Below are 20019 nucleotides of genomic sequence, written 5' to 3' on the forward strand. Positions count from 1 at the left end.
GGGACTGTGGAGAATGAGACGAAACTGACGGCGGGCGACGCCGAACTGACCTTGCGACCGGATCAGGGCTGCCGGATCGCCTCGCTGCGCGTCGGCGGGACCGAACTCCTACGGCAGGGCGACAAGTACGGCGCCTTCCTGATGGTGCCGTGGTGCGGCCGTACGGAGAACGGTGTGTTCCGCAACGGCGCGGTGAGCCATCAACTCCCCGTCGACGCCCCTCCGCACGCGATCCACGGCACCGGACGCCATGTCGCCTGGCACGAGGCGGCCCCGGCGACCGGCACCACGGCGGCGTACTACTTCGACCTCGCGGACCCCTGGCCGTACCCCGGACGGGTGACGCACACCGTGGAACTCGCGCCGCACTCCGTGAAGCTGACGCTGAGCGTGGAGGCGACCGGCGACTCCTTCCCCGCGCAGGCGGGATGGCACCCGTGGTGGCTGCGCAATCTCGGCCAGGGCGGCCAGGACGTCGAACTCGCCTTCAGCGCCGCCTGGCAGGAGGAGCGCGGCGACAACCACCTGCCGAACGGCAACCGTGTCGACCCCAAGCCGGGCCCGTGGGACGACTGCTTCGGAATGCCCGACGGGGTGGACGTCACCCTGACCTGGCCGGGCGAGATGCGGGTCCAGGTGGAGAGCCCGGCGCAGTGGGCCGTGATCTACACCGAGCCGCCGGAGGCGGTCTGCGTGGAGCCGCAGTCCGGCCCGCCCAACGGCCTCAACACCCTTCCCCGGCTGGTCACCCCGATCGATCCGCTGGAGATCAGCACGACCTGGTCCTGGCACCGGATCGGCTGAGCGCCCTTCCGCCGCGCCCTTCCGCCGAGCCGTTTCGCACGCCTTGCCGCGAACCCTTCCACGCGCCGATCCGCGCATCGTTCTGCGCCGAACGCTCCGTTAACCTCATCCGTATGAGCGACGACGTACGCGCTGCCCTGCTGCGGCACATCAAGGACAAGGCCGTCGTGCACGGCAAGGTGACCCTCTCGTCCGGGATCGAGGCCGACTTCTACGTCGACCTGCGCCGGATCACCCTGGACGGTGAGGCGGCGCCGCTCGCCGGCCAGGTGATGCTCGACCTCACCGCCGACCTGGACTTCGACGCGGTCGGCGGGCTGACCCTGGGCGCCGACCCGGTGGCGACGTCGATGCTGCACGCCGCCGCCGCGCGCGGACAGCGGCTCGACGCCTTCGTGGTCCGCAAGGCCAACAAGGCGCACGGGTTGCAGCGCCGGATCGAAGGCACCGAGGTCAAGGGCCGGCGGGTGCTGGTCGTGGAGGACACCTCGACCACCGGCGGCTCGCCGCTGACCGCGGTGGAGGCCGTACGGGAGGCGGGCGGCGAAGTGGTGGCCGTCGCGGTCATCGTGGACCGCGGCGCCGCGCCGAGGATCGCCGAGGCGGGCCTGCCGTACCTGTCGGCGTACTCGCTCGCGGAACTCGGCCTGGCCTGACCGGGCGGGACCGGACGCGACGCCGTCAGCGCCTGTCCGACCCCTTCTGACCTGAGGTTTTCCGGCCCCCGCGATGTTTCACGTGAAACATCGCGGGGGCCGTCGCGCGCCCGCGACACACGGAGGTGGTGTATCGGAGCGAGTCTGGGAAGATAAGGGCGACGATGACGTCGCCACGCCAGCAGTACCACCCCGCGGAATCATGAGGAGCGGAAACGATGCCCATCGCAACCCCCGAGGTCTACAGCGAGTTGCTCGACCGGGCGAAGGCAGGCAAGTTCGCCTACCCGGCCATCAACGTCACGTCGTCGCAGACGCTGCACGCCGCGCTGCGCGGCCTCGCGGAGGCGGAGAGCGACGGCATCATCCAGATCTCCACGGGCGGTGCGGAGTTCCTCGGCGGCCAGTACAGCAAGGACATGGTCACGGGCGCGGTGGCGCTCGCCGAGTTCGCGCACATCGTCGCCGAGAAGTACCCGATCACGGTCGCCCTGCACACCGACCACTGCCCGAAGGACAAGCTGGACGCGTACGTCCGGCCGCTGCTGAAGATCTCCCAGGAGCGGGTGAGCGCGGGCCGCAACCCGCTCTTCCAGTCGCACATGTGGGACGGCTCGGCGGAGAACCTGGACGACAACCTGGCCATCGCCAAGGAGCTGCTGGCCGAGGCCGTCAAGGCCAAGATCATCCTGGAGATGGAGATCACCCCGACCGGCGGTGAGGAGGACGGCGTCTCGCACGAGATCAACGACAACCTCTACACCACCGTCGACGACGCCTTCCGTACGGTCGAGGCCGTCGGCCTGGGCGAGCAGGGCCGCTACCTGCTGGCCGCGTCCTTCGGCAATGTGCACGGCGTCTACAAGCCGGGCAATGTCGTGCTGCGCCCCGGCATCCTCAAGGAGCTCCAGGACGCCGTCGCGCAGAAGTACGGCAAGGCCGGCGCGTTCGACTTCGTCTTCCACGGCGGCTCCGGCTCGACGATCGAGGAGATCAACGAGGCGCTGGAGAACGGCGTCGTCAAGATGAACATCGACACGGACCTGCAGTACGCCTTCACCCGGCCGGTCGCGGACCACATGCTCCGCAACTACGACGGTGTCCTCAAGGTCGACGGCGAGGTCGGCAACAAGAAGGTGTACGACCCCCGGGTCTGGGGCAAGGCGGCGGAGGCGGGCATGGCCGCGCGCGTCGTCGTCGCGGCGGAGAACCTCCGCTCGGCGGGCAACAAGTCCAAGTAGCCCCCGGCGGACAAGCACTCCACGGCCCCCGCGCCGGGCACGAGCCCGGCACGGGGGCCGTACGCGTACGGCGGGCGCGCCGATAGAGGCCGCGCGGTCCGGGGGGCGGGCGGTGCGGCCGTACGTCGCCAGGGGCCGGTTGACGTACGGAACACGTCAATCGGATGCCCGGAATCAGGCCTCTGGCAACTGCCGGGGGCCTTCCGCGCGCCGACTCGGGCAGACTGGAACCCATGTCCAATCACGAGAACCTTCTCGGGGGCCCCGCCCCGACCCATCTGCCCGACGACCCGGAGCCGCGCGAACTCCTCGCCGCCGGGGCGGCGCCCGCCGAGGTCGCCGCCAAGCACCCGACCTCCTCCCTCGCCTGGGCGCAGCTGTCCGACGACGCCTTCGAGGGCGGCCGGGTCGTGGAGTCCTACGCCTACGCCCGCACCGGCTACCACCGCGGCCTGGACTCGCTGCGCAGGTCCGGCTGGAAGGGACACGGCCCGGTGCCGTTCGAGCACGAGCCGAACCGCGGCTTCCTGCGGGCCCTGCACGCCCTCGGCCGGGCCGCCCAGGCCATCGGCGAGGACGAGGAGTACAAGCGCTGCACGGCCTTCCTGCGGGACAGCTCGCCGACCGCCGCCGACACCCTGGGCTGACCGCCCCCGGGCCGCCGGCCTGAGGTCCGCTCGCCCGTCCGGACCCTGGTCCCCTCCTTCCCGGCCTGCCCCGGCCCGCCCCGGCCCCCTCCACCGCGACCCCGGCCGAATGTCGCAGTCCTGCCACAGGCTGCCCCTGGTCAACGGATGCGCGTACACGTGTGCGATCGTGATCCCTGCTGTTCCGCACCGGACGGCACGACGCGTCACGCGTCGCCGCACATACGTCGAATCCGCAGCACGGAAGCGCCACGGGGGGCCGGGGTCGCGGGCGCTTGCTGCGCCCGCCCCAGGGGGAGTCTTGGCAGGACAGCGCCGCAAGGACAGCAGCAGCCGCGAGCAGGGCCGGGCTTCGATCTCCGGGCCGCTCGTACTCTTCTGCGTCGTCGTCCTCGGCTGCGGCGCGGGGTACGCCTGGCACGAGTCCAAGGGCGGCGCGGCCGACACCGCCGCCCTCGACCGCGGGGCCGCGGCCACCACGACCCCCGCCGGCGGCTCCTCCGCGCAAGCCGCGCCCAAGCCCTCGCGCGGCAGGAACACGGACGACAAAGCGCCGACCCGCCCCTCGTCCACCACGACGAAGCCGATCAAGGTGCCGAAGTCGGGCACCGGTGTGTTCAGCACCGCCCAGGCCAGCGGCTCGGCCACCGGGCACGGCACGGTCCGCCGCTACAAGGTCCAGGTCGAGGGCGGTATCGACCTGTCCTCCGCGGACGCCGCCCATGAGATCGCCGGAATCCTGGCCGACCCGCGCGGCTGGACCGCCGACGGCCACGACGCCTTCCAACTGGTGGCCTCCGGCTCCGCGGACTTCGTGATCAAGATCGCCACGCCCGACACCGTGGACGCGATCTGCGGCGAGGCGGGGCTGCTCACCCGGGGCGAGGTCAACTGCGACGTCGGCGCCACCGTCGTGGTCAACCTCAAGCGCTGGGTGCAGGGCTCGCCGGAGTTCAACGGCCCGATCCACGACTACCGCGCCCTGATCATCAACCACGAGGTCGGCCACCGCATCGGCCACGGCCACGAGGGCTGCCCCGGCCCGGGCAAGCCCGCACCGGTGATGATGCAGCAGATCAAGGGCCTGCACGGGTGTGTCGCCAACGCCTGGCCGTACGACACCAAGGGCCACTACCTCCAGGGCCCGCCCACCGCCTGACCTGCGGCCGCGCCCACCCGAACGGCGCACCCCCCAAAGCCGCCGGAGCGCGGCGCCGGGGCCCGCGGGCCTTGCCGGAACGGCCCGCACCGCAGATGATCGCGGCACAGCCCGGTGATCCCGGGCCCCGTTCTGGAGGTATCCCCATGTCCGACGCACCGACCGACGAGGCGGCGACCCCGAACCTCTCGTTCGAGGGCACGACTCCCTACGAGGACTACGTGCAGGCGTCCGTCCTCACCCATCTGCAGCACCCGCTGTCCGACGAGCCCGGCGAGATGGCCTTCCTGGTCACCACGCAGGTCATGGAGCTGTGGTTCACCCTGCTCGTGCACGAGTGGACCACCGCGGCCGCCGCGCTGCGCAAGGACGACCTGACCACCGCCATGGCCGCGCTGCGGCGCAGTCTGCCGGAACTCGAATCGCTCAACGCGTCCTGGAAACCGATCGCGCACCTCACCCCCGCCCAGTTCAACGCCTACCGGTCCGCCCTCGGCGAGGGCTCCGGCTTCCAGTCCGCGATGTACCGGCGGCTGGAATTCCTGCTCGGCGACAAGTCCGCGTCCATGCTGGTCCCGCACCACGGCACTCCCAGCGCCCACGCGGAGCTGGAGAAGGCCCTCACCGAGCCGAGCCTCTACGACGAGGTGCTGCGGCTGCTGGCCCGCCGCGGCCACCCGGTGCCCGCGCAGGTGCTCGACCGTGACCCCTCGCTGCGCTACGAGCCCCACCCCGAGGTCGAGGCCGCCTGGCAGCAGGTCTACGCCGCCGAGGACCAGGAGTCCGACCTGATCCGGCTGGGCGAACTGCTCACCGACGTCGCCGAACTCGTCTGGCGCTGGCGCAACGACCACCTGGTGGCGACCCGGCGCGCCATGGGCGCGAAGTCCGGCACCGGAGGCTCGGCGGGGGTGGCCTGGCTGGAGAAACGGGCCACGAAGAATGTCTTCCCCGAGCTGTGGACGGCCCGCAGCCATGTCTGAGCCGACGACGTACAGCCCCGGACCCGACCGCGCGCCCACGGGCCGTCCCGGCGGCGGACTGGACGCGCGGGCCGCCGCCCTGGACGCGGCCGACCCGCTGGCGGCCGTACGGGAGCGCTTCACGCTGGACGACACGGTCTACCTGGACGGCAACTCGCTCGGCGCCCTGCCCGCCGGAGTGCTGCCCCGGCTGACCGACGTGATCACCCGGGAGTGGGGCGAACTGCGCATCGGCTCCTGGGAGGAGAGCGGCTGGTGGACGGCGCCCGAGCGGATCGGCGACCGGATCGCCCCGCTGGTCGGCGCCGCGCCCGGGCAGATCGTGGTCGGCGACTCCACCAGCGTCAATGTCTTCAAGGCGCTGGTCGCCGCTGTCCGGATGGCCCCGGCCGCCCGCACCGAGATCCTGGTGGACGCCGCGACCTTCCCCACCGACGGCTACATCGCGGAATCCGCCGCCCGGCTGACCGGCCACACCGTACGGGCCGTGGCCGCCGGGGAGATCGCCGCCGCGGCCGGGGAACGTACCGCCGCGGCCCTGGTCAACCACGTCGACTACCGCACCGGCCGGCTGCACGACCTGCCCGGGATCACGGCCGCGCTGCACGCGGCGGGCGCGCTCGCCGTCTGGGACCTGTGCCACAGCGCGGGGGCGCTGCCCGTCGCCCTGGACGCGAACGCCGTCGACCTCGCCGTCGGCTGCACGTACAAGTACCTCAACGGCGGGCCCGGCGCGCCCGCGTACCTCTACGTACGGCACGCGCTCCAGCCGCGCTTCGACTCCCCGCTGCCCGGCTGGAACTCCCACGCCGACCCCTTCGGCATGGCCCCCGGCTACGTGCCCGCCGAGGGGGCGCCGCGCGGGCGGGTCGGCACCCCCGAGATCCTGTCCCTGCTCGCCCTGGACGCGGCGCTCGCCGTCTGGGACGGCGTGTCGGTCACCGACGTACGCGACAAGAGCCTGGCGCTCACCGACTTCTTCCTGGAGTGTGTGGCCGCGCTCGTGCCCGCCGGGCGGGTGGAGCCGGTCACGCCGACCGCGCACGAGGAGCGCGGCAGCCAGGTGTCGCTGCGCTGCCAGGGCGCGGACGAGGTGATGCGACAGCTCACCGCGCGGGGTGTCGTCGGCGACTTCCGCAGGCCCGACGTGCTGCGCTTCGGCTTCACCCCGCTCTACACCCGTTACGCCGACGCGTGGCGCGCCGCGCGTGTGCTGGCCGCCGTACTCGAAGGGACCGCTTAACCGATGAACGCCGCCGAGCCCCGTACGTCCCCGCAACCGACCGCCGACCGGGCGGCGGCCGAGGAGGAGTCGGTGTTCGGCCATCCGCCCGTACCGCCCCATGCCACCGCGGCGTACGGCGACCACCCCGACCAGGTGGTCGACTTCTACCGGCCGCGGTGCGGGAGCGGACCCGCGCCGCTCGTGGGGCTGCTGCACGGGGGTGCCTGGCGGGCGGCCTACGACCGGGTGCACGTCTCGCCGCTCGCCGCCCACCTCGCGGACGTGCACGGCTTCGCCGTGGCCTCGATCGAATACCGCCGCGGCGGCGCGACCCAGGGCCCGCAGGAGGCCGCGCAGGCGCCCGCCGGGCGGTGGCCCGACACCTTCGACGACGTGGCCGCCGTGGTGGACGCGCTGCCCGAGCTGGCCCTCCGCGCGCTCGGCGCGGACACGGTCGACCCCCGCCGGACCGTGCTCACCGGGCACAGCGCGGGCGGGCACCTCGCCCTGTGGGCCGCCGCACGTCATGTGCTGCCGCCCGATTCCCCCTGGCACCGCTCCTCACCTCCCCCTTTGCGCGGGGTCGTGGCTCTCGCCCCGATCGCCGACCTGACCTCGGCGATACGGTTGCGCGTCTGCTCGGACGCGGTGCTCGGTCTGCTCGGTGGTCGGGACCACCTCGCCGCCCGTCTGCCCCACGCCGATCCGGCCGCGCTCGTCCCCACCGGCATCGCCACGACCATCGTGCACGGGACCACTGACAATGTGGTTCCGGCGCAGGTCAGCGCGGGGTTCGCTCGCACGGCGGCCGGGGCGGGGGAGGAGGCGACGGTCGCGTGGCTGGCCGATGTGGGGCACTTCGCGTTGATCGATCCTCTGACGGAATCGTCCGCGACCGTCGCGGACGAGATCGCCCAACTCGCCTGGTAGTCGCCCCTGCGGGTGGGTCCTCCGGCCGCCGGTAGGGGCGCGAGGAACTGCGCGGCCGGCCACGGTGTGGCGGTACATGCCCGCCGGCCGAGCCCCTTGCGGTCGTTCCCGGGCCACGGGCCGGTCGTGGTTGCGCGCGCAGTTCCTGGCGCCCCTAACAGGGCCCGTGGCCCCGACGGTCGTGGTCCGGCCACCGGCCGGTGGGGCGGACAGGAACCGCGCTGGAAGCGGCTAAGCGGCTAGCGGGACCGCTTCGCGAGCCGCTCGACGTCGAGCAGAATGACCGCGCGCGCTTCGAGGCGAAGCCAGCCCCGACCCGCGAAATCGGCAAGCGCCTTGTTCACCGTCTCGCGCGACGCGCCGACAAGCTGCGCCAGCTCCTCCTGCGTGAGGTCGTGGACGACGTGAATGCCCTCCTCCGACTGGACGCCGAAGCGCCGCGAGAGGTCGAGCAGGGCCTTGGCGACCCGCCCGGGCACGTCGGAGAAGACCAGGTCGGACATGACGTCGTTGGTCCGGCGCAGCCGCCGCGCGACGGCGCGCAGCAGGGCCGTGGAGACCTCGGGCCGCACGTTCAGCCACGGCTGGAGATCACCGTGGCCAAGCCCCAGCAGCTTCACCTCGGTGAGCGCCGTGCCCGTGGCCGTACGGGGGCCCGGGTCGAAGAGCGACAGCTCCCCGATCAGCTCGCCGGGTCCGACCACGGCGAGCATGTTCTCCCGTCCGTCGGGCGAGGTGCGGTGCAGCTTGACCTTGCCTTCGGTGACGACGTACAGCCGGTCCCCGGGGTCGCCCTCGTGGAACAGCGAATCGCCACGCGCGAGCGTGACCTCCGTCATGGAGGCACGCAGTTCAGCGGCCTGCTCGTCGTCGAGCGCCGCGAAAAGCGGGGCACGGCGCAGAACGTCGTCCACGAGCTCTCTCCTTGTCGACATCGCCGGGTTTTCCCCATGATGCATGACGTCTCAAACAGTGCGATCAATCACAAGGATGTCTTATGTGTGCGCGCCGTAGTGCCTCGGGGGTCCGATTGGCCGTCGGATTTCCGTGATTCGGGAGGGCTCGGCGGCCGAACGAGTGGCCGAGATGGGCGATTCCGCTGTGAGCGAACACCCCCGGTCGTCCAGCACTGCACCGCCGTTCGCGAGGACTGCCCGGCAGCGGACGAGCACCTCGTCGCGGTCCAGCAGAGCCGTCGCGTCGCTCATCGCGAAGAGTGTCCACCCGGGCGCCGGGAATGGTCCAGTCCTCAGCGGCGGCCCTCGCGCATCCTCAGCGGCGGCCCTCGCGCGTCCTCGGCGGCGGCCCGCGCGGGCGTGCCCGTCAACGGCCACGGATTGCCGCTCCGGCGCTGTCCGAGAACAGCCGCGGGTTGTCGGACCCACGGCGTAGCCTTCCCTCATGGCACAGAGCAAGGTCGGCAAGGCCGAGTCGGAGACGAAGGCGGTCGTACGGCCGGGCAAGCCGGAATCGCAGGTGGCGAAGGTGCGGCGGGCCCGCCGGATCAACCGCGAGCTGGCCGAGGTGTATCCGTACGCCCACCCCGAGCTGGACTTCGAGAACCCGTTCGAGCTGCTGATCGCCACCGTGTTGTCCGCGCAGACCACCGACCTGCGGGTCAACCAGACGACGCCCGCGCTGTTCGCGAAGTACCCCACGCCCGAGGACATGGCCGCCGCCGACCCGGCCGATCTGGAGCGGATCCTGCGGCCGACCGGCTTCTTCCGGGCCAAGGCCAGATCCGTGCTCGGCCTGTCCGCCGCGCTGCGGGACGAGTTCGGCGGCGAGGTGCCCGGCCGTCTGGAGGACCTGGTCAAGCTGCCGGGCGTTGGCCGCAAGACGGCCAATGTCGTCCTTGGCAACGCCTTCGGCGTCCCCGGGATCACCGTCGACACCCACTTCGGCCGTCTGTCCCGGCGCTTCGGCTGGACCGAGTCCCAGGACCCGGAGCAGGTCGAGAAGGACGTCGCCGCGCTCTTCCCGAAGTCGGACTGGACGATGCTGTCGCACCGCGTCGTCTTCCACGGCCGCCGGATGTGCCACGCCCGCAAGCCCGCGTGCGGCGTCTGCCCGATCGCCGCCCTGTGCCCGTCGTACGGCGAGGGCGAGATGGACCCGGAGAAGGCGAAGAAGCTGCTCAAGTACGAGAAGGGCGGCTTCCCCGGGCAGCGCCTGAAGCCGCCGGCGGACTACCCGGGACAGCCCGCGCCGCCCCTGGCCGCCTCATGACACAGTCCCGGGGGCCGGGGGCCGCGGATCTGTCGGGCGCCTCCGGAGCCCCGCCCGTCGAGGTCACCGCGGAAGGCGTGCCGGACTGGCTGCTCCCGGTGGCCGAGGTGGTCGACGACATACGGCCCGAGCAGCTCAGCCGCTTTCTGCCGCCCGCCGCCGGAGGACGGCAGTCGGCCGTGCTCATTCTGTTCGGCGACGGGGACCGCGGGCCCGACCTGCTGCTGATTGAGCGCTCGGCGGCGCTGCGCTCGCACGCCGGGCAGCCGTCGTTCCCGGGCGGCGCCCTGGACCCGGAGGACGGTGACCCGGACGGCGACGGGCCGCTGCGTGCCGCACTGCGGGAGGCCGAGGAGGAGACCGGCCTCGACCCCTCAGGTGTGCAGGTCTTCGGCGTGCTGCCGCGGCTCTACATCTCGGTGAGCGGCTTCGTGGTCACCCCCGTGCTCGGCTGGTGGCGCGACCAGACCCCGGTCGGCGTGGTGGACCCGGCCGAGACCGCCCGGGTCTTCCGGGTCCCCGTGACCGATCTCACGGACCCGGCGAACCGCGCGACGCTCACCCACCCCAGCGGCTTCCGCGGCCCCGCCTTCCTGGTCGAGGGCGCCCTGGTCTGGGGTTTCACCGCGGGCCTGATCGACAAGATCATGCATTTCGCGGGCTGGGAGCGGCCCTGGGACCGGGACCGTACGGTGCCGCTGGGCTAGACCGCGCCGGCGAGCACGCGGCCCTGGCCCGTAGGGCTCGCCGGGCAGGAATCGGCGCGGCTCGCGCGGCCGCGGGTCGGTACGGCGTGCGCCCTCGTGGCCCGTACGCCGTGCGCCGCACCGGGCCGTACGGCTTGCACGGCCTGGCCCGTACAGTGCCGCGGGCTCGTACGGCCATGAGACCGTGTCCCCGTGAACGTCCTGGACTTCCTGCTCATCCTCGCCGCTGTCTGGTTCGCCGTGGTCGGCTACCGGCAGGGCTTCGTCGTCGGCGTCATGTCGGTGATCGGCTTCCTAGGTGGCGGGTTCGCCGCGGTGTATCTGCTGCCGCTGATCTGGGACCGGGCGACCGGCACGGCCGACCCCGGCTCGGTGACGATCATGGTCGCCGTGGTCATCGTCATCGTGTGCGCGTCGGTGGGGCAGGCGTTCACCACCCACCTGGGCAACAAGCTGCGTACCCGTATCACCTGGTCACCGGCCCGGGCGCTGGACGCGAGCGGCGGGGCGCTGGTCAATGTCCTGGCGATGCTGCTGGTGACGTGGCTGATCGGCAGCGCCCTCGCGACCACGACCCTGCCCACCATAGGACGCGAAGTGCGCTCCTCGAAGGTGCTGCTCGGGGTCTCGCAGGTGGTGCCGTCCGGGGCCGACACCTGGTTCACCGACTTCAGCGACACCCTCGCGCGCAACGGTCTGCCGCAGGTCTTCGGCACCTTTGGCGCCGAGTCGATCACCTCGGTGCCCGCCCCCGACCCGGCGCTGGTCAGCAGCCCGGTCGTCACCACGGCGCGGCGGAGCATCGTGAAGATCGTCGGCACCGCCCCGAGCTGCGGCAAGGTGCTGGAGGGCTCCGGCTTCGTCTTCGCCAAGGACCGGGTGATGACCAACGCCCATGTCGTCGGCGGCGTCTCCGAGCCGACCGTGCAGGTCGGCGGCCAGGGCCGGCTCCACGACGCGCGTGTGGTGCTCTACGACTGGAAGCGCGACATCGCCGTCCTGGACGTACCTGGCCTGGACGCGCCCGCGCTGCACTTCGCCACGCGCGACGAGCAGACCCGGGACGACGCCATCGTGGCCGGCTTCCCGGAGAACGGCGCCTTCGACGTCCGGGCCGCCCGGGTCCGCGACCGGATCGAGGCCAAGGGCCCGGACATCTACCACCGCGGCACCGTACGCCGCGACGTCTACTCGCTGTACGCGACGGTCCGCCAGGGCAACTCGGGCGGGCCGCTGCTCACCACGAGCGGCGAGGTCGCGGGTGTGGTCTTCGCGAAGTCTCTCGACGACGCCAACACGGGTTACGCGCTGACCGCCGACGAGATCGCGCCCGACGCGACCGCGGGGCGTACCGCGGACCAGCGGGTGGACAGCCAGAACTGCGCGCTGTGAGCGGGGCGGTCCCGGCGGACGTGCTCAGTCCCTGACGTGGCGCAGCCGGGCGCCGACCCAGCGGGCCCGGCGCCCCAGGATGCGGGGGATGCCGAGACGGCTCTCCCCCGGCGGGAGTATGGCCATGGGAGCCGTGCGACCGACGGCTGCTACGGAGATGCTGCGGCGATTGCGTGATACGTCACGGTAGTCGTGCGTCCAACCCATACCGAGCTACGTGCCCGCGCCCCTTGGTCGGTAATCGCCGTTCGGTTGCCCGATTGGCCTATGCGTCCGGCATTTTGGCGATCATGCGAAAGTCGTATCGGACATACTCTCGATGCCCGCCACGGCCGGGGGGAAGGCTCAGCGGTCCGGTTCCGGGTCCTTGAGCCAGTTGATCAGCTCGGTCGAGAACGCCGCCGGGTCCTCCTCGTGCGGAAAGTGCCCGAGCCCGTCGAACAGCCGCCAGCGGTACGGCGCTTCGACGTACTCCCCGCTGCCGGCCACGCTCCGGGTGCCGATCGCCGGATCGAGCGAACCGTGCATTTGCAGAGTGGGGACCCGAACCGGGCGCTTCATCCGCCGGTTGAACTGGATGCCGTCCGGCCGGGCCATCGACCGCACCATCCAGCGGTACGGCTCGATCGCGCAGTGCGCGGTGGACGGGATCTGCATCGCCTGGCGGTAGACCTCGACCGCCTCGTCGTCCGGCAGCCTCGGCCCCGACCAGCCCTCGACCAGCTTGCCGACCAGCGCCGCGTCGTCCGCGACCAGCTGCCGCTCCGGCAGCCAGGGCCGCTGGAAGCCCCAGATGTACGTGCCCGACCTGCTCTGCCGCAGATCGGTGAGCATCGCGGAACGCCAGCGACGCGGGTGCGGCATCGAGCAGACCGCGAGCCTGCGCACCAGCTTCGGCCGCATCGCCGCCGCGGTCCAGGCCAGATAGCCGCCCAGGTCATGGCCGACCAGCGCGGCGTCGGGCTCACCCAGGGAGCGGATCACCCCGGTGACGTCGAGCGCGAGATTGCCCGGGTCGTAGCCGCGCGGCGTACGGTCGCTGCCGCCGACCCCGCGCAGGTCCATCGCCACCGCGCGGAAACCGGCCTCGGCGAGCGCGGGCAGCTGATGCCGCCAGGTCCACCAGAACTGCGGGAAGCCGTGCAGCAGTAGCACCAGCGGCCCGTCGCCCATCTCGGCGATGTGGAAACGGGCGCCGTTGGCGGCCACGTCCCGGTGGGTCCACGGCCCGTCGAGCCGTGCGACCGAAGCGCCCTTGCTGGGCTGTCCGTGCGACCCGGCAGAGAGATTCATGAGGCAGAGCGTGTCACATCTTGCTCTCGATCGCGGGCGCCGCCACTGTGGCGCCCAGCGCCTTGACGTCCTGAGGCGCCGTCGGGCGCGGATGCGGCCTGGCCTTCTGCAGCACCGCGGCGGACTCCTTGGCGGACGCGATCGAACGCTCGGGCTTCTTCACCTTCTTGAACCGGCTGTAACCGAACAGCCCGGCCAGGAGGGCGATCAGCACATACGCGCCGCCGACGATCGCGAACGACCAGCCGAGCGTGATGCCCAGCGCGTGGATGCCCAGCGCGGCGGCGATGCTCAGCACCGGCACGGCCAGGCACAGGACGGTCAGCGCCGCGATCAGGGCGCCGCTGCCGACCGCCACCCGCTTGGCGTCCCGCATGACCTCGGCCTTGGCGAGGGCGATCTCTTCGTGCACCAGGGCGGAGAGCTCCGCCGTGGCGGAGGCGAACAGCTGGCCGAGGCTGCGCTCGTCACCGTTCGAGGCTGCGCTCATGGCGTCCTCCGTCGTTTCGGTCCGTCAGGGTCTTTGTGCGTCTGCCCCCGATCATGCCTTACGTCTCGTCAGGCGTGCCGGTGCGCGGGGCCGGTCGGGCGCGCCCGCGGGGCCTTTCGCGGGCTTCTCGCCCGTGCCGGCCGTTCGTCTTGCCCTGCTCGTCCTGCTCGTCCTGCTCGTCCCGCTCGGTCTGTTCGCTCTGTTCGTCCTGCTCGTGCGCGGCCAGGGCCCGGTACTTGTTGTTGCGCAACTTCAGGAGGATCGCGGCCAGCGCGGCGGCGAGGACCGAACCGACCAGCACGGCCGCCTTGGTCTCGTCGGTGAGCCGTGGGTCGTCGGTGAAGGCCAGCTCGCTGATCAGCAGTGAGACGGTGAAGCCGATGCCGGACAGCGTGGCGATGGCGAGCACGTCGGGCCAGACGAGGCCGGGGTCCAGCCGTGCGCGGGTGAAGCGGGCGGCGAGCCAGGTGCCGCCGAAGACGCCGAGGGCCTTGCCGAGCACCAGACCGAGCACCACGCCGAGCGTCTCGGGCCTGCGGAAGACGTCGCCGAGGGCCCCGCCCGACACCGACACGCCGGCCGAGAACAGCGCGAACAGCGGTACGGCCAGGCCCGCCGAGACCGGCCGGACCAGGTGCTCCACCCGCTCGCCGGGGGAGTGCTCCTCGCCGTCCGCGGTGGTGCAGCGCAGCATCAGGCCGATGGCGACGCCCGCGACGGTGGCGTGCACCCCGCTGTTGTCCATCAGGGCCCAGATCACCAGCGCGAGCGGCACGTACACGTACCAACCGTGTACGCCGGCCCGCAGCAGCAGCCAGAAGACCGCGAGCGCGACCACCGCTCCGGCCAGGGCGGCGTAGTTGATGCTCGACGTGAAGAAGACCGCGATGATCAGGATCGCGAAGAGGTCGTCCACGACGGCGAGGGTGAGCAGAAAGGCGCGCAGGGCGGAGGGCAGCGAGGTGCCGAGGACGGCGAGTACGGCCAGGGCGAAGGCGATGTCGGTCGCGGTCGGCACCGCCCAGCCCCGGAGCGAGCCGCCGCCGGTGCTGCTGACCAGCGTGTACACGATCGCTGGCATCGCCATGCCGCACAGCGCGGCGACCACCGGGAGGGCGGCGGCGGACGGCGAGCGCAGTTCGCCCGCGACCAGTTCGCGTTTGAGCTCGACGCCCGCGACGAAGAAGAAGACGGCGAGCAGGCCGTCGGCGGCCCAGTGCTGGGCGGACAGGTGCAGGCCGAGCGCCGCCGGGCCGAAGTGGACGTCGAGCACGGACTCGTAGCCGTGCGGGAACACATTCGCCCATACGAGGGCCACCACGGCGGCGAGCAGGAGCAGTACCCCGCCGACCGTCTCGGTGCGCAGGGCGTCGGCGACGAAGGCCCGTTCGGGGAGCGGAAGGCGTCCGAGCAGTACGGGGGAACGACGGGGCTGCTGCTCAGTCACGGGGAGGTGACCTCCTGGGCGTCTGCCGGCGGTGGACACAGGTGTCCTGTGTGCCGACCAGACTTCCCGGCGCGCCCTTGGGTCCTGCCGCCCTGTGGGGCGACATGACGTCAGCCTAACCCGAACGAGTGAGGGGCGGACGGTGGTTGCCGGGCGCCCCTCACTCGTTCGAGGGTCTTGCGGGACTGCTGCCGGTCAGTCCTCGCTGGGCGCGGAGGGCAGCCGGCTCTGGATCAGGTCCATGACGGACGAGTCGGTGAGCGTGGTGACGTCGCCCAGCTCGCGGTTCTCCGCGACATCGCGCAGCAGTCGGCGCATGATCTTGCCCGAGCGGGTCTTGGGCAGCTCGGAGACGATCAGAATCCGCTTGGGCTTGGCGATCGGGCCGAGGGTCTTGCCGACGTGGTCGCGCAGCGAGGCCACCAGGTCGTCGCTGTCCTCGGCGGTGCCGCGCAGTATGACAAAGGCGACGATGGCCTGTCCGGTCGTCGCGTCGGTGGCGCCCACGACGGCGGACTCGGCGACCTTGGGGTGCGAGACGAGCGCGGACTCGACCTCGGTGGTGGAGATGTTGTGGCCGGAGACGAGCATCACGTCGTCGACCCGGCCGAGCAGCCAGATGTCGCCGTCGTCGTCCTTCTTGGCACCGTCGCCCGCGAAGTAGCGGCCCGGGAAACGCGACCAGTACGTGTCGATGTACCGCTGGTCGTCACCCCAGATCGTGCGGAGCATCGACGGCCAGGGCTCGGTGAGCACCAGGTAGCCGCCCGAGCCGTTGGGCACCTCGTTGGCCTCGTCGTCCACGACGGTGGCGGCGATGCCCGGCAGCGGGGTTTGCGCGGAGCCCGGCTTGGTGCTGGTGACGCCCGGCAGCGGGGAGATCATCATGGCGCCGGTCTCGGTCTGCCACCAGGTGTCGACCACGGGGGTGGCGCCGGCGCCGATGTGCTCCCGGTACCAGACCCACGCCTCGGGGTTGATCGGCTCGCCGACGCTGCCCAGCACCCGCAGGCTGCTCAGGTCGAACTTGGCGGGGATGTCGTCGCCCCACTTCATGAAGGTACGGATCGCGGTGGGCGCGGTGTAGAGGATGGTGACGCCGTACTTCTGGACGATCTCCCAGAACCGGCCCTGGTGCGGGGTGTCCGGGGTGCCCTCGTAGATCACCTGGGTGGCGCCGTTGGAGAGCGGGCCGTAGACGATGTACGAGTGGCCGGTCACCCAGCCGATGTCGGCGGTGCACCAGTAGACGTCGGTCTCCGGCTTGAGGTCGAAGACGGCGTGCGAGGTGTAGCTCGCCTGGGTGAGGTATCCGCCGGAGGTGTGCAGGATGCCCTTGGGCTTTCCGGTGGTGCCCGAGGTGTAGAGGATGAAGAGCGGGTGCTCGGCGTTGAACGCCTCGGGGGTGTGCTCGGCGGACTGCCGGGCGGTGATCTCGTGCCACCAGACGTCGCGGCCCTCGGTCCAGGAGACCTCCTGGCCGGTGCGGCGGACCACCAGGACGTGCTCGACCTGCGGGGTGCGGGAGACGGCGTCGTCGATGGCGGGCTTGAGGGCGGACGGCTTGCCGCGCCGGTAGCCGCCGTCGGCGGTGATGACGACCTTGGCGTCGGCGTCGTCGATCCGGGACACTACGGCGTCGGCGGAGAAGCCGCCGAAGACCACGGAGTGCGCTGCTCCTATTCGGGCGCAGGCCAGCATCGCGATGACGGCCTCGGGGATCATCGGCAGGTAGACCGCGACCCGGTCGCCCTTGCGGACACCCAGCTCGGTGAGCGCGTTCGCGGCGCGGGAGACCTCGTCCTTCAGCTCCGCGTACGTGATGGCGCGGCTGTCGCCCGGCTCGCCCTCGAAGTGCAGCGCGACCCGGTCGCCGTTGCCCGCCTCGACATGGCGGTCGACGCAGTTGTAGGCGACGTTCAGCTCGCCGTCCGCGAACCACTTGGCGAACGGCGGGTTCGACCAGTCCAGGGTCTGGGTGGGCTCGGTCGCCCAGGTCAGACGGCGGGCCTGCTCGGCCCAGAAGCCCAGCCGGTCGGCATCGGCCTGTGCGTACGCCGCCGCGGTGACATTGGCTGCGGCGGCCAGTTCGGCCGGGGGAGCGAACCGCCGCTCCTCCTTCAGCAGATTGGCCAGGCTCTCTTTGCTGCTCACGCCAGCTCCTTGTCAGGGTGTCCCAGATGTCCCAGCACTACCTCACCAGTCCTCGGGCACCCTGACAAGGGCCCTGGGTAAAAATGGTTTAGACCTTTGTGGCCGGACCGGGGTGCGGAGGGCCGCTGGTCGCGGTGCCGGCGGGGGTGGAAGCGGCGGGTGCGGGCGCGGGTGTGGCGGTGGTGGGCGGGGCGGTCTGCGGGCTGTGGTCCGGGCGTACCGCCGTGTACACGCCCGTCGACCGGTCCAGGATGTACGCCTGCGCCTCGGCGACGTGGAAGTACATGCCGTGCAGCTGGAGACTGCCGTCCGCGACGCGGCGGGCGACACACGCGTGCGCCGTCAGGTGATCGAGCTGCGTGATCACGTTGACCAGACTGAGCCGTTCCAGGTCGTCGGCGACCGGTCGGTCCGCGAGCGCGACCCCGCCGCGGCCCGGCTCGCCGCTTCCGGCCAGGCGGGCCAGGCTCGGCTGCCCGTGCTTCAGCCACCGGGCCAGCGGGGTCGGCGCGCCGGGCTCGTGGTCGGAACCGAGCAGCGCCTGCATCGCCCCGCACCCGGAGTGGCCGCACACCGTGATGCTGGACACCTGGAGTACGTCCACCGCGTACTCGACGGCGGCGGCCACCGAATCGCACGAGCCGTCGGAGCCGGGCGGCGGCATCAGGTTGCCGACGTTGCGCACGGTGAACAGATCGCCCGGCCCGCTCGACGTGATCATGCTGGTGACCAGCCGGGAGTCCGCGCAGGTCAGAAAGAGCTGGCCGGGGCTCTGCCCTTCGCGGGCCAGCCTCGCCAGCTCTTCACGGACCAGCGGGGCCGTATGGCGCTGGAAGGCGCTGACGCCGCCGAGGAGTTGGCCGCCGCTGGTGGCGGGTGCGGCGGCGGGCCGGGTGCAGTGGTGGTTGCGCCACGGTGTCCAGGGGCGGCAGGCGTGGGCGCTGACCGGCTCGCTGACGGCCCGTCCGGTGCCGTCGCCGAGCACCGCCCGGCCGCCGCGGGACCGGTGTCGCGTACTCCAGGAGCGCAGTGCTTCGTACGCCGCGTGGTCCATGAAGGAGCCGTCCAGCTCCACCACCACGTCGGCGCCGTCGGGCACCCGGGCGAAGGCGCGGGTCAGCCTCGGCACCGCGAGAAACGTCAACTGCCCCGTCACCCGCACCCGGTGGCCGCTCTCGTCCTCGGTGACGCCGATCCGGGTACGGGTGAGGCCGCGCAACGCCAGGAGCACCGCGACCACGACACCGACGATCGCGCCCTGGAGCACCCCGAAGACCACCACCGAGCCGAGTGTGGCCGCGTACACCGGGAATTCGCGGTGCCGGTGAATGTGCCGGATGTGGGCGAAGCTCACCATGCGCACCCCGACCAGCATCACCAGCGCGGCGAGCGCGGCCAGCGGGATCGCCTTCAGCGCGGACGCGGCGAGCCCCGCGCAGAGCAGCACCCACACTCCGTGCAGCACCGTGGCGCGTCTTGTACGGGCGCCGGCCGCCACATTGGCCGAGCCGCGCATCGCGCCGCCCGCGATCGGGAGTCCGCCGAGCAGCCCGGAGACCACGTTGGCGGCGCCCTGGCCGAGCAGTTCGCGGTCGAGGTCGGCGGGCGCGGTGTGCGCGGCGGGCGGTCCCGGGCGCTGGGCCGCCAGCGCGTCGACGGCGACCGCGGACAGCAACGACTCCATGGCCGCCACCAGCGCGACCGTGAGGACGGCGGCGGTCAGTCCCAGCACGGGCCCTTCGGGGAAGGCGGGCAGCACCGGGGCGCTCCAGCGCGGCAGTTCGACGCGGGGCATCGCGTGCCCGACGCTCGCGACGGTGGCCAGCGCGACCGCGGCGAGCGGCGCCGGGACCGTACGCAGCACCGCCGCTCTGCCCCGCAGCCGGGGCCAGCCGATGAGCACGGCGACGGTGAGGGCGCCGATGACCGGCGTTGCTGGGTGACTGCGCGTCAGCTGGCCGGGCAGCGCGGTGACATTGGCGATCGCGGAGATCTGCGGGCTGCCGCCGAGGACCACATGCAGCTGGCCGACGGCGATGACCGTGCCGATGCCGGCCAGCAGACCGTGCACGATGGCGGGGCTGATCGCGAGCGCGGCCTTGGCCACCCGCAGCGCCCCCAGCAGCAGTTGGGCCAGTCCGGCGAGAACGGTGATCGCGCAGGTGGCCCGCCAGCCGTAGCGCTCCACGAGGCCGGCGGTCACCACGACCAGGCTGGTGGCAGCTCCGCTCACCTGGAGCGGCGCCCCGCCCAGGGCTCCGGCGACGATGCCGCCCACGGCGGCCGCGAGCAGACCGGACTGCGGGGGCGCTCCGGTGGCCAGCGCGATGCCGAGCGAGAGCGGGACGGCGATCAGGAAGACCGTGATCGAGGCGGACAGATCGGGTCGGTGGGCTCTCATGGCTTTCCCGTCTCCTGGGGTGGTGGCGGCGGGATGTGGTGCCGCGGCATGACTCCGTGTAACGCCATCGACACATTCAAGTGTCGGTAAATGAAGAGTAATGCCGCAAATGCAGAGAGTGAAGTGTGGAGTCTCGATTGAGGGGTTATTTCCCGCTATCGAGTGAACAGAGCGTGGTCCAGGCCCTGCTGGGGGCCGACGGGCCCGGGTCGGCGGCGGGTGGCGCGGGGCCGGTCCTCGGGAGGGGGAATGGGCGGCCCC

The 20019-nt window shown here is 72.1% G+C and carries 17 protein-coding genes; 11 read left to right on the forward strand and 6 right to left on the reverse strand.

Going from position 1 to position 20019, the window contains the following annotated elements:
• The first annotated feature begins 6 nt into the window (after positions 1 to 6).
• From OHA30_RS19095 to OHA30_RS19130, 8 genes are all read left to right on the forward strand, one after another.
• The gene (locus OHA30_RS19095; RefSeq protein ID WP_328915073.1) at positions 7 to 804 is read left to right on the forward strand and encodes an aldose epimerase family protein; all 798 of its coding nucleotides are present in this window, start codon (positions 7 to 9) and stop codon (positions 802 to 804) included.
• Between the two features lie 113 nt (positions 805 to 917).
• Positions 918 to 1460, forward strand: a complete 543-nt coding sequence (pyrE, locus tag OHA30_RS19100; RefSeq protein ID WP_328915074.1) for an orotate phosphoribosyltransferase — start codon at positions 918 to 920, stop codon at positions 1458 to 1460.
• 218 nt (positions 1461 to 1678) lie between these two features.
• A complete protein-coding gene (gene fbaA, locus OHA30_RS19105; RefSeq protein WP_328915075.1) occupies positions 1679 to 2701 on the forward strand; it encodes a class II fructose-bisphosphate aldolase in 1023 nt (340 codons plus the stop codon).
• A 233-nt stretch (positions 2702 to 2934) separates the two neighbouring features.
• The gene (locus OHA30_RS19110) at positions 2935 to 3348 is read left to right on the forward strand and encodes a DUF3151 domain-containing protein (protein ID WP_328915076.1); all 414 of its coding nucleotides are present in this window, start codon (positions 2935 to 2937) and stop codon (positions 3346 to 3348) included.
• Positions 3349 to 3649: 301 nt separating this feature from the next.
• Complete coding sequence (locus tag OHA30_RS19115) at positions 3650 to 4507, forward strand: DUF3152 domain-containing protein (protein ID WP_328915077.1); 858 nt, start codon at positions 3650 to 3652, stop codon at positions 4505 to 4507.
• 146 nt (positions 4508 to 4653) lie between these two features.
• Positions 4654 to 5490, forward strand: coding sequence for a tryptophan 2,3-dioxygenase (locus tag OHA30_RS19120; RefSeq protein ID WP_328915078.1), 837 nt, complete (start codon positions 4654 to 4656; stop codon positions 5488 to 5490).
• Positions 5483 to 6733 carry a kynureninase gene (gene kynU, locus OHA30_RS19125; RefSeq protein WP_328915079.1) on the forward strand — a complete coding sequence of 417 codons (1251 nt, stop codon included), beginning with the start codon at positions 5483 to 5485 and terminating at the stop codon, positions 6731 to 6733. The genes OHA30_RS19120 and kynU overlap by 8 nt, the downstream gene beginning before the upstream one ends.
• A gap of 3 nt (positions 6734 to 6736) precedes the next feature.
• A complete protein-coding gene (locus OHA30_RS19130) occupies positions 6737 to 7645 on the forward strand; it encodes an alpha/beta hydrolase (RefSeq protein WP_328915080.1) in 909 nt (302 codons plus the stop codon).
• Positions 7646 to 7884: 239 nt separating this feature from the next.
• On the opposite strand, the gene OHA30_RS19135 is transcribed toward OHA30_RS19130, so the two are convergent.
• Positions 7885 to 8559, reverse strand: coding sequence for a Crp/Fnr family transcriptional regulator (locus tag OHA30_RS19135; protein ID WP_037911812.1), 675 nt, complete (start codon positions 8557 to 8559; stop codon positions 7885 to 7887).
• Between the two features lie 487 nt (positions 8560 to 9046).
• Here OHA30_RS19135 and nth point away from each other — a divergent pair, with 487 nt between their 5' ends.
• The 3 genes from nth (at position 9047) to OHA30_RS19150 (ending at position 11973) form a co-directional block, all read left to right on the forward strand.
• Positions 9047 to 9874 carry an endonuclease III gene (nth, locus tag OHA30_RS19140; RefSeq protein WP_328915081.1) on the forward strand — a complete coding sequence of 276 codons (828 nt, stop codon included), beginning with the start codon at positions 9047 to 9049 and terminating at the stop codon, positions 9872 to 9874.
• The gene (locus OHA30_RS19145) at positions 9871 to 10581 is read left to right on the forward strand and encodes an NUDIX hydrolase (RefSeq protein WP_328915082.1); all 711 of its coding nucleotides are present in this window, start codon (positions 9871 to 9873) and stop codon (positions 10579 to 10581) included. Before nth ends, OHA30_RS19145 begins: the two co-directional genes overlap by 4 nt.
• Positions 10582 to 10773: 192 nt before the next feature.
• Positions 10774 to 11973 (forward strand): MarP family serine protease, encoded by a 1200-nt coding sequence (locus OHA30_RS19150; protein ID WP_328915083.1) that lies wholly within the window; start codon positions 10774 to 10776, stop codon positions 11971 to 11973.
• Between the two features lie 345 nt (positions 11974 to 12318).
• Here the strand turns inward: OHA30_RS19150 and OHA30_RS19160 are convergent, their stop codons facing one another.
• The 5 genes from OHA30_RS19160 to OHA30_RS19180 all read right to left on the reverse strand — a co-directional run bounded on the left by OHA30_RS19160 (position 12319) and on the right by OHA30_RS19180 (position 19758).
• Positions 12319 to 13266 (reverse strand): alpha/beta fold hydrolase, encoded by a 948-nt coding sequence (locus tag OHA30_RS19160; protein WP_328915085.1) that lies wholly within the window; start codon positions 13264 to 13266, stop codon positions 12319 to 12321.
• Between the two features lie 13 nt (positions 13267 to 13279).
• On the reverse strand, positions 13280 to 13756 hold the full coding sequence (locus OHA30_RS19165; RefSeq protein WP_328915086.1) for a phage holin family protein: 477 nt from the start codon (positions 13754 to 13756) through the stop codon (positions 13280 to 13282).
• Positions 13757 to 13814: 58 nt separating this feature from the next.
• Positions 13815 to 15203 (reverse strand): Na+/H+ antiporter NhaA, encoded by a 1389-nt coding sequence (gene nhaA, locus OHA30_RS19170; RefSeq protein ID WP_328915087.1) that lies wholly within the window; start codon positions 15201 to 15203, stop codon positions 13815 to 13817.
• Positions 15204 to 15398: 195 nt separating this feature from the next.
• Complete coding sequence (gene acs / locus OHA30_RS19175; RefSeq protein ID WP_328915088.1) at positions 15399 to 17357, reverse strand: acetate--CoA ligase; 1959 nt, start codon at positions 17355 to 17357, stop codon at positions 15399 to 15401.
• 88 nt (positions 17358 to 17445) lie between these two features.
• Entirely contained in the window at positions 17446 to 19758 is a 2313-nt protein-coding gene (locus OHA30_RS19180; RefSeq protein ID WP_328915089.1) for a SulP family inorganic anion transporter, read from the reverse strand.
• Between the last annotated feature and the right edge of the window lie 261 nt (positions 19759 to 20019).

The organism is Streptomyces sp. NBC_00223, from assembly GCF_036199905.1.
Lineage (GTDB): Bacteria > Actinomycetota > Actinomycetes > Streptomycetales > Streptomycetaceae > Actinacidiphila.

Bases quoted from the DNA above. Each gene is read 5' to 3' on its own strand.
- OHA30_RS19130 (WP_328915080.1), top strand. From the start codon at position 6,737: ATGAACGCCGCCGAGCCCCGTACGTCCCCGCAACCGACCGCCGACCGG.
- OHA30_RS19160 (WP_328915085.1), bottom strand. From the start codon at position 13,266: ATGAATCTCTCTGCCGGGTCGCACGGACAGCCCAGCAAGGGCGCTTCG.
- fbaA (WP_328915075.1), top strand. From the start codon at position 1,679: ATGCCCATCGCAACCCCCGAGGTCTACAGCGAGTTGCTCGACCGGGCG.
- OHA30_RS19145 (WP_328915082.1), top strand. From the start codon at position 9,871: ATGACACAGTCCCGGGGGCCGGGGGCCGCGGATCTGTCGGGCGCCTCC.
- nth (WP_328915081.1), top strand. From the start codon at position 9,047: ATGGCACAGAGCAAGGTCGGCAAGGCCGAGTCGGAGACGAAGGCGGTC.
- OHA30_RS19165 (WP_328915086.1), bottom strand. From the start codon at position 13,756: ATGAGCGCAGCCTCGAACGGTGACGAGCGCAGCCTCGGCCAGCTGTTC.
- pyrE (WP_328915074.1), top strand. From the start codon at position 918: ATGAGCGACGACGTACGCGCTGCCCTGCTGCGGCACATCAAGGACAAG.
- kynU (WP_328915079.1), top strand. From the start codon at position 5,483: ATGTCTGAGCCGACGACGTACAGCCCCGGACCCGACCGCGCGCCCACG.
- OHA30_RS19110 (WP_328915076.1), top strand. From the start codon at position 2,935: ATGTCCAATCACGAGAACCTTCTCGGGGGCCCCGCCCCGACCCATCTG.
- OHA30_RS19120 (WP_328915078.1), top strand. From the start codon at position 4,654: ATGTCCGACGCACCGACCGACGAGGCGGCGACCCCGAACCTCTCGTTC.
- OHA30_RS19180 (WP_328915089.1), bottom strand. From the start codon at position 19,758: ATGAGAGCCCACCGACCCGATCTGTCCGCCTCGATCACGGTCTTCCTG.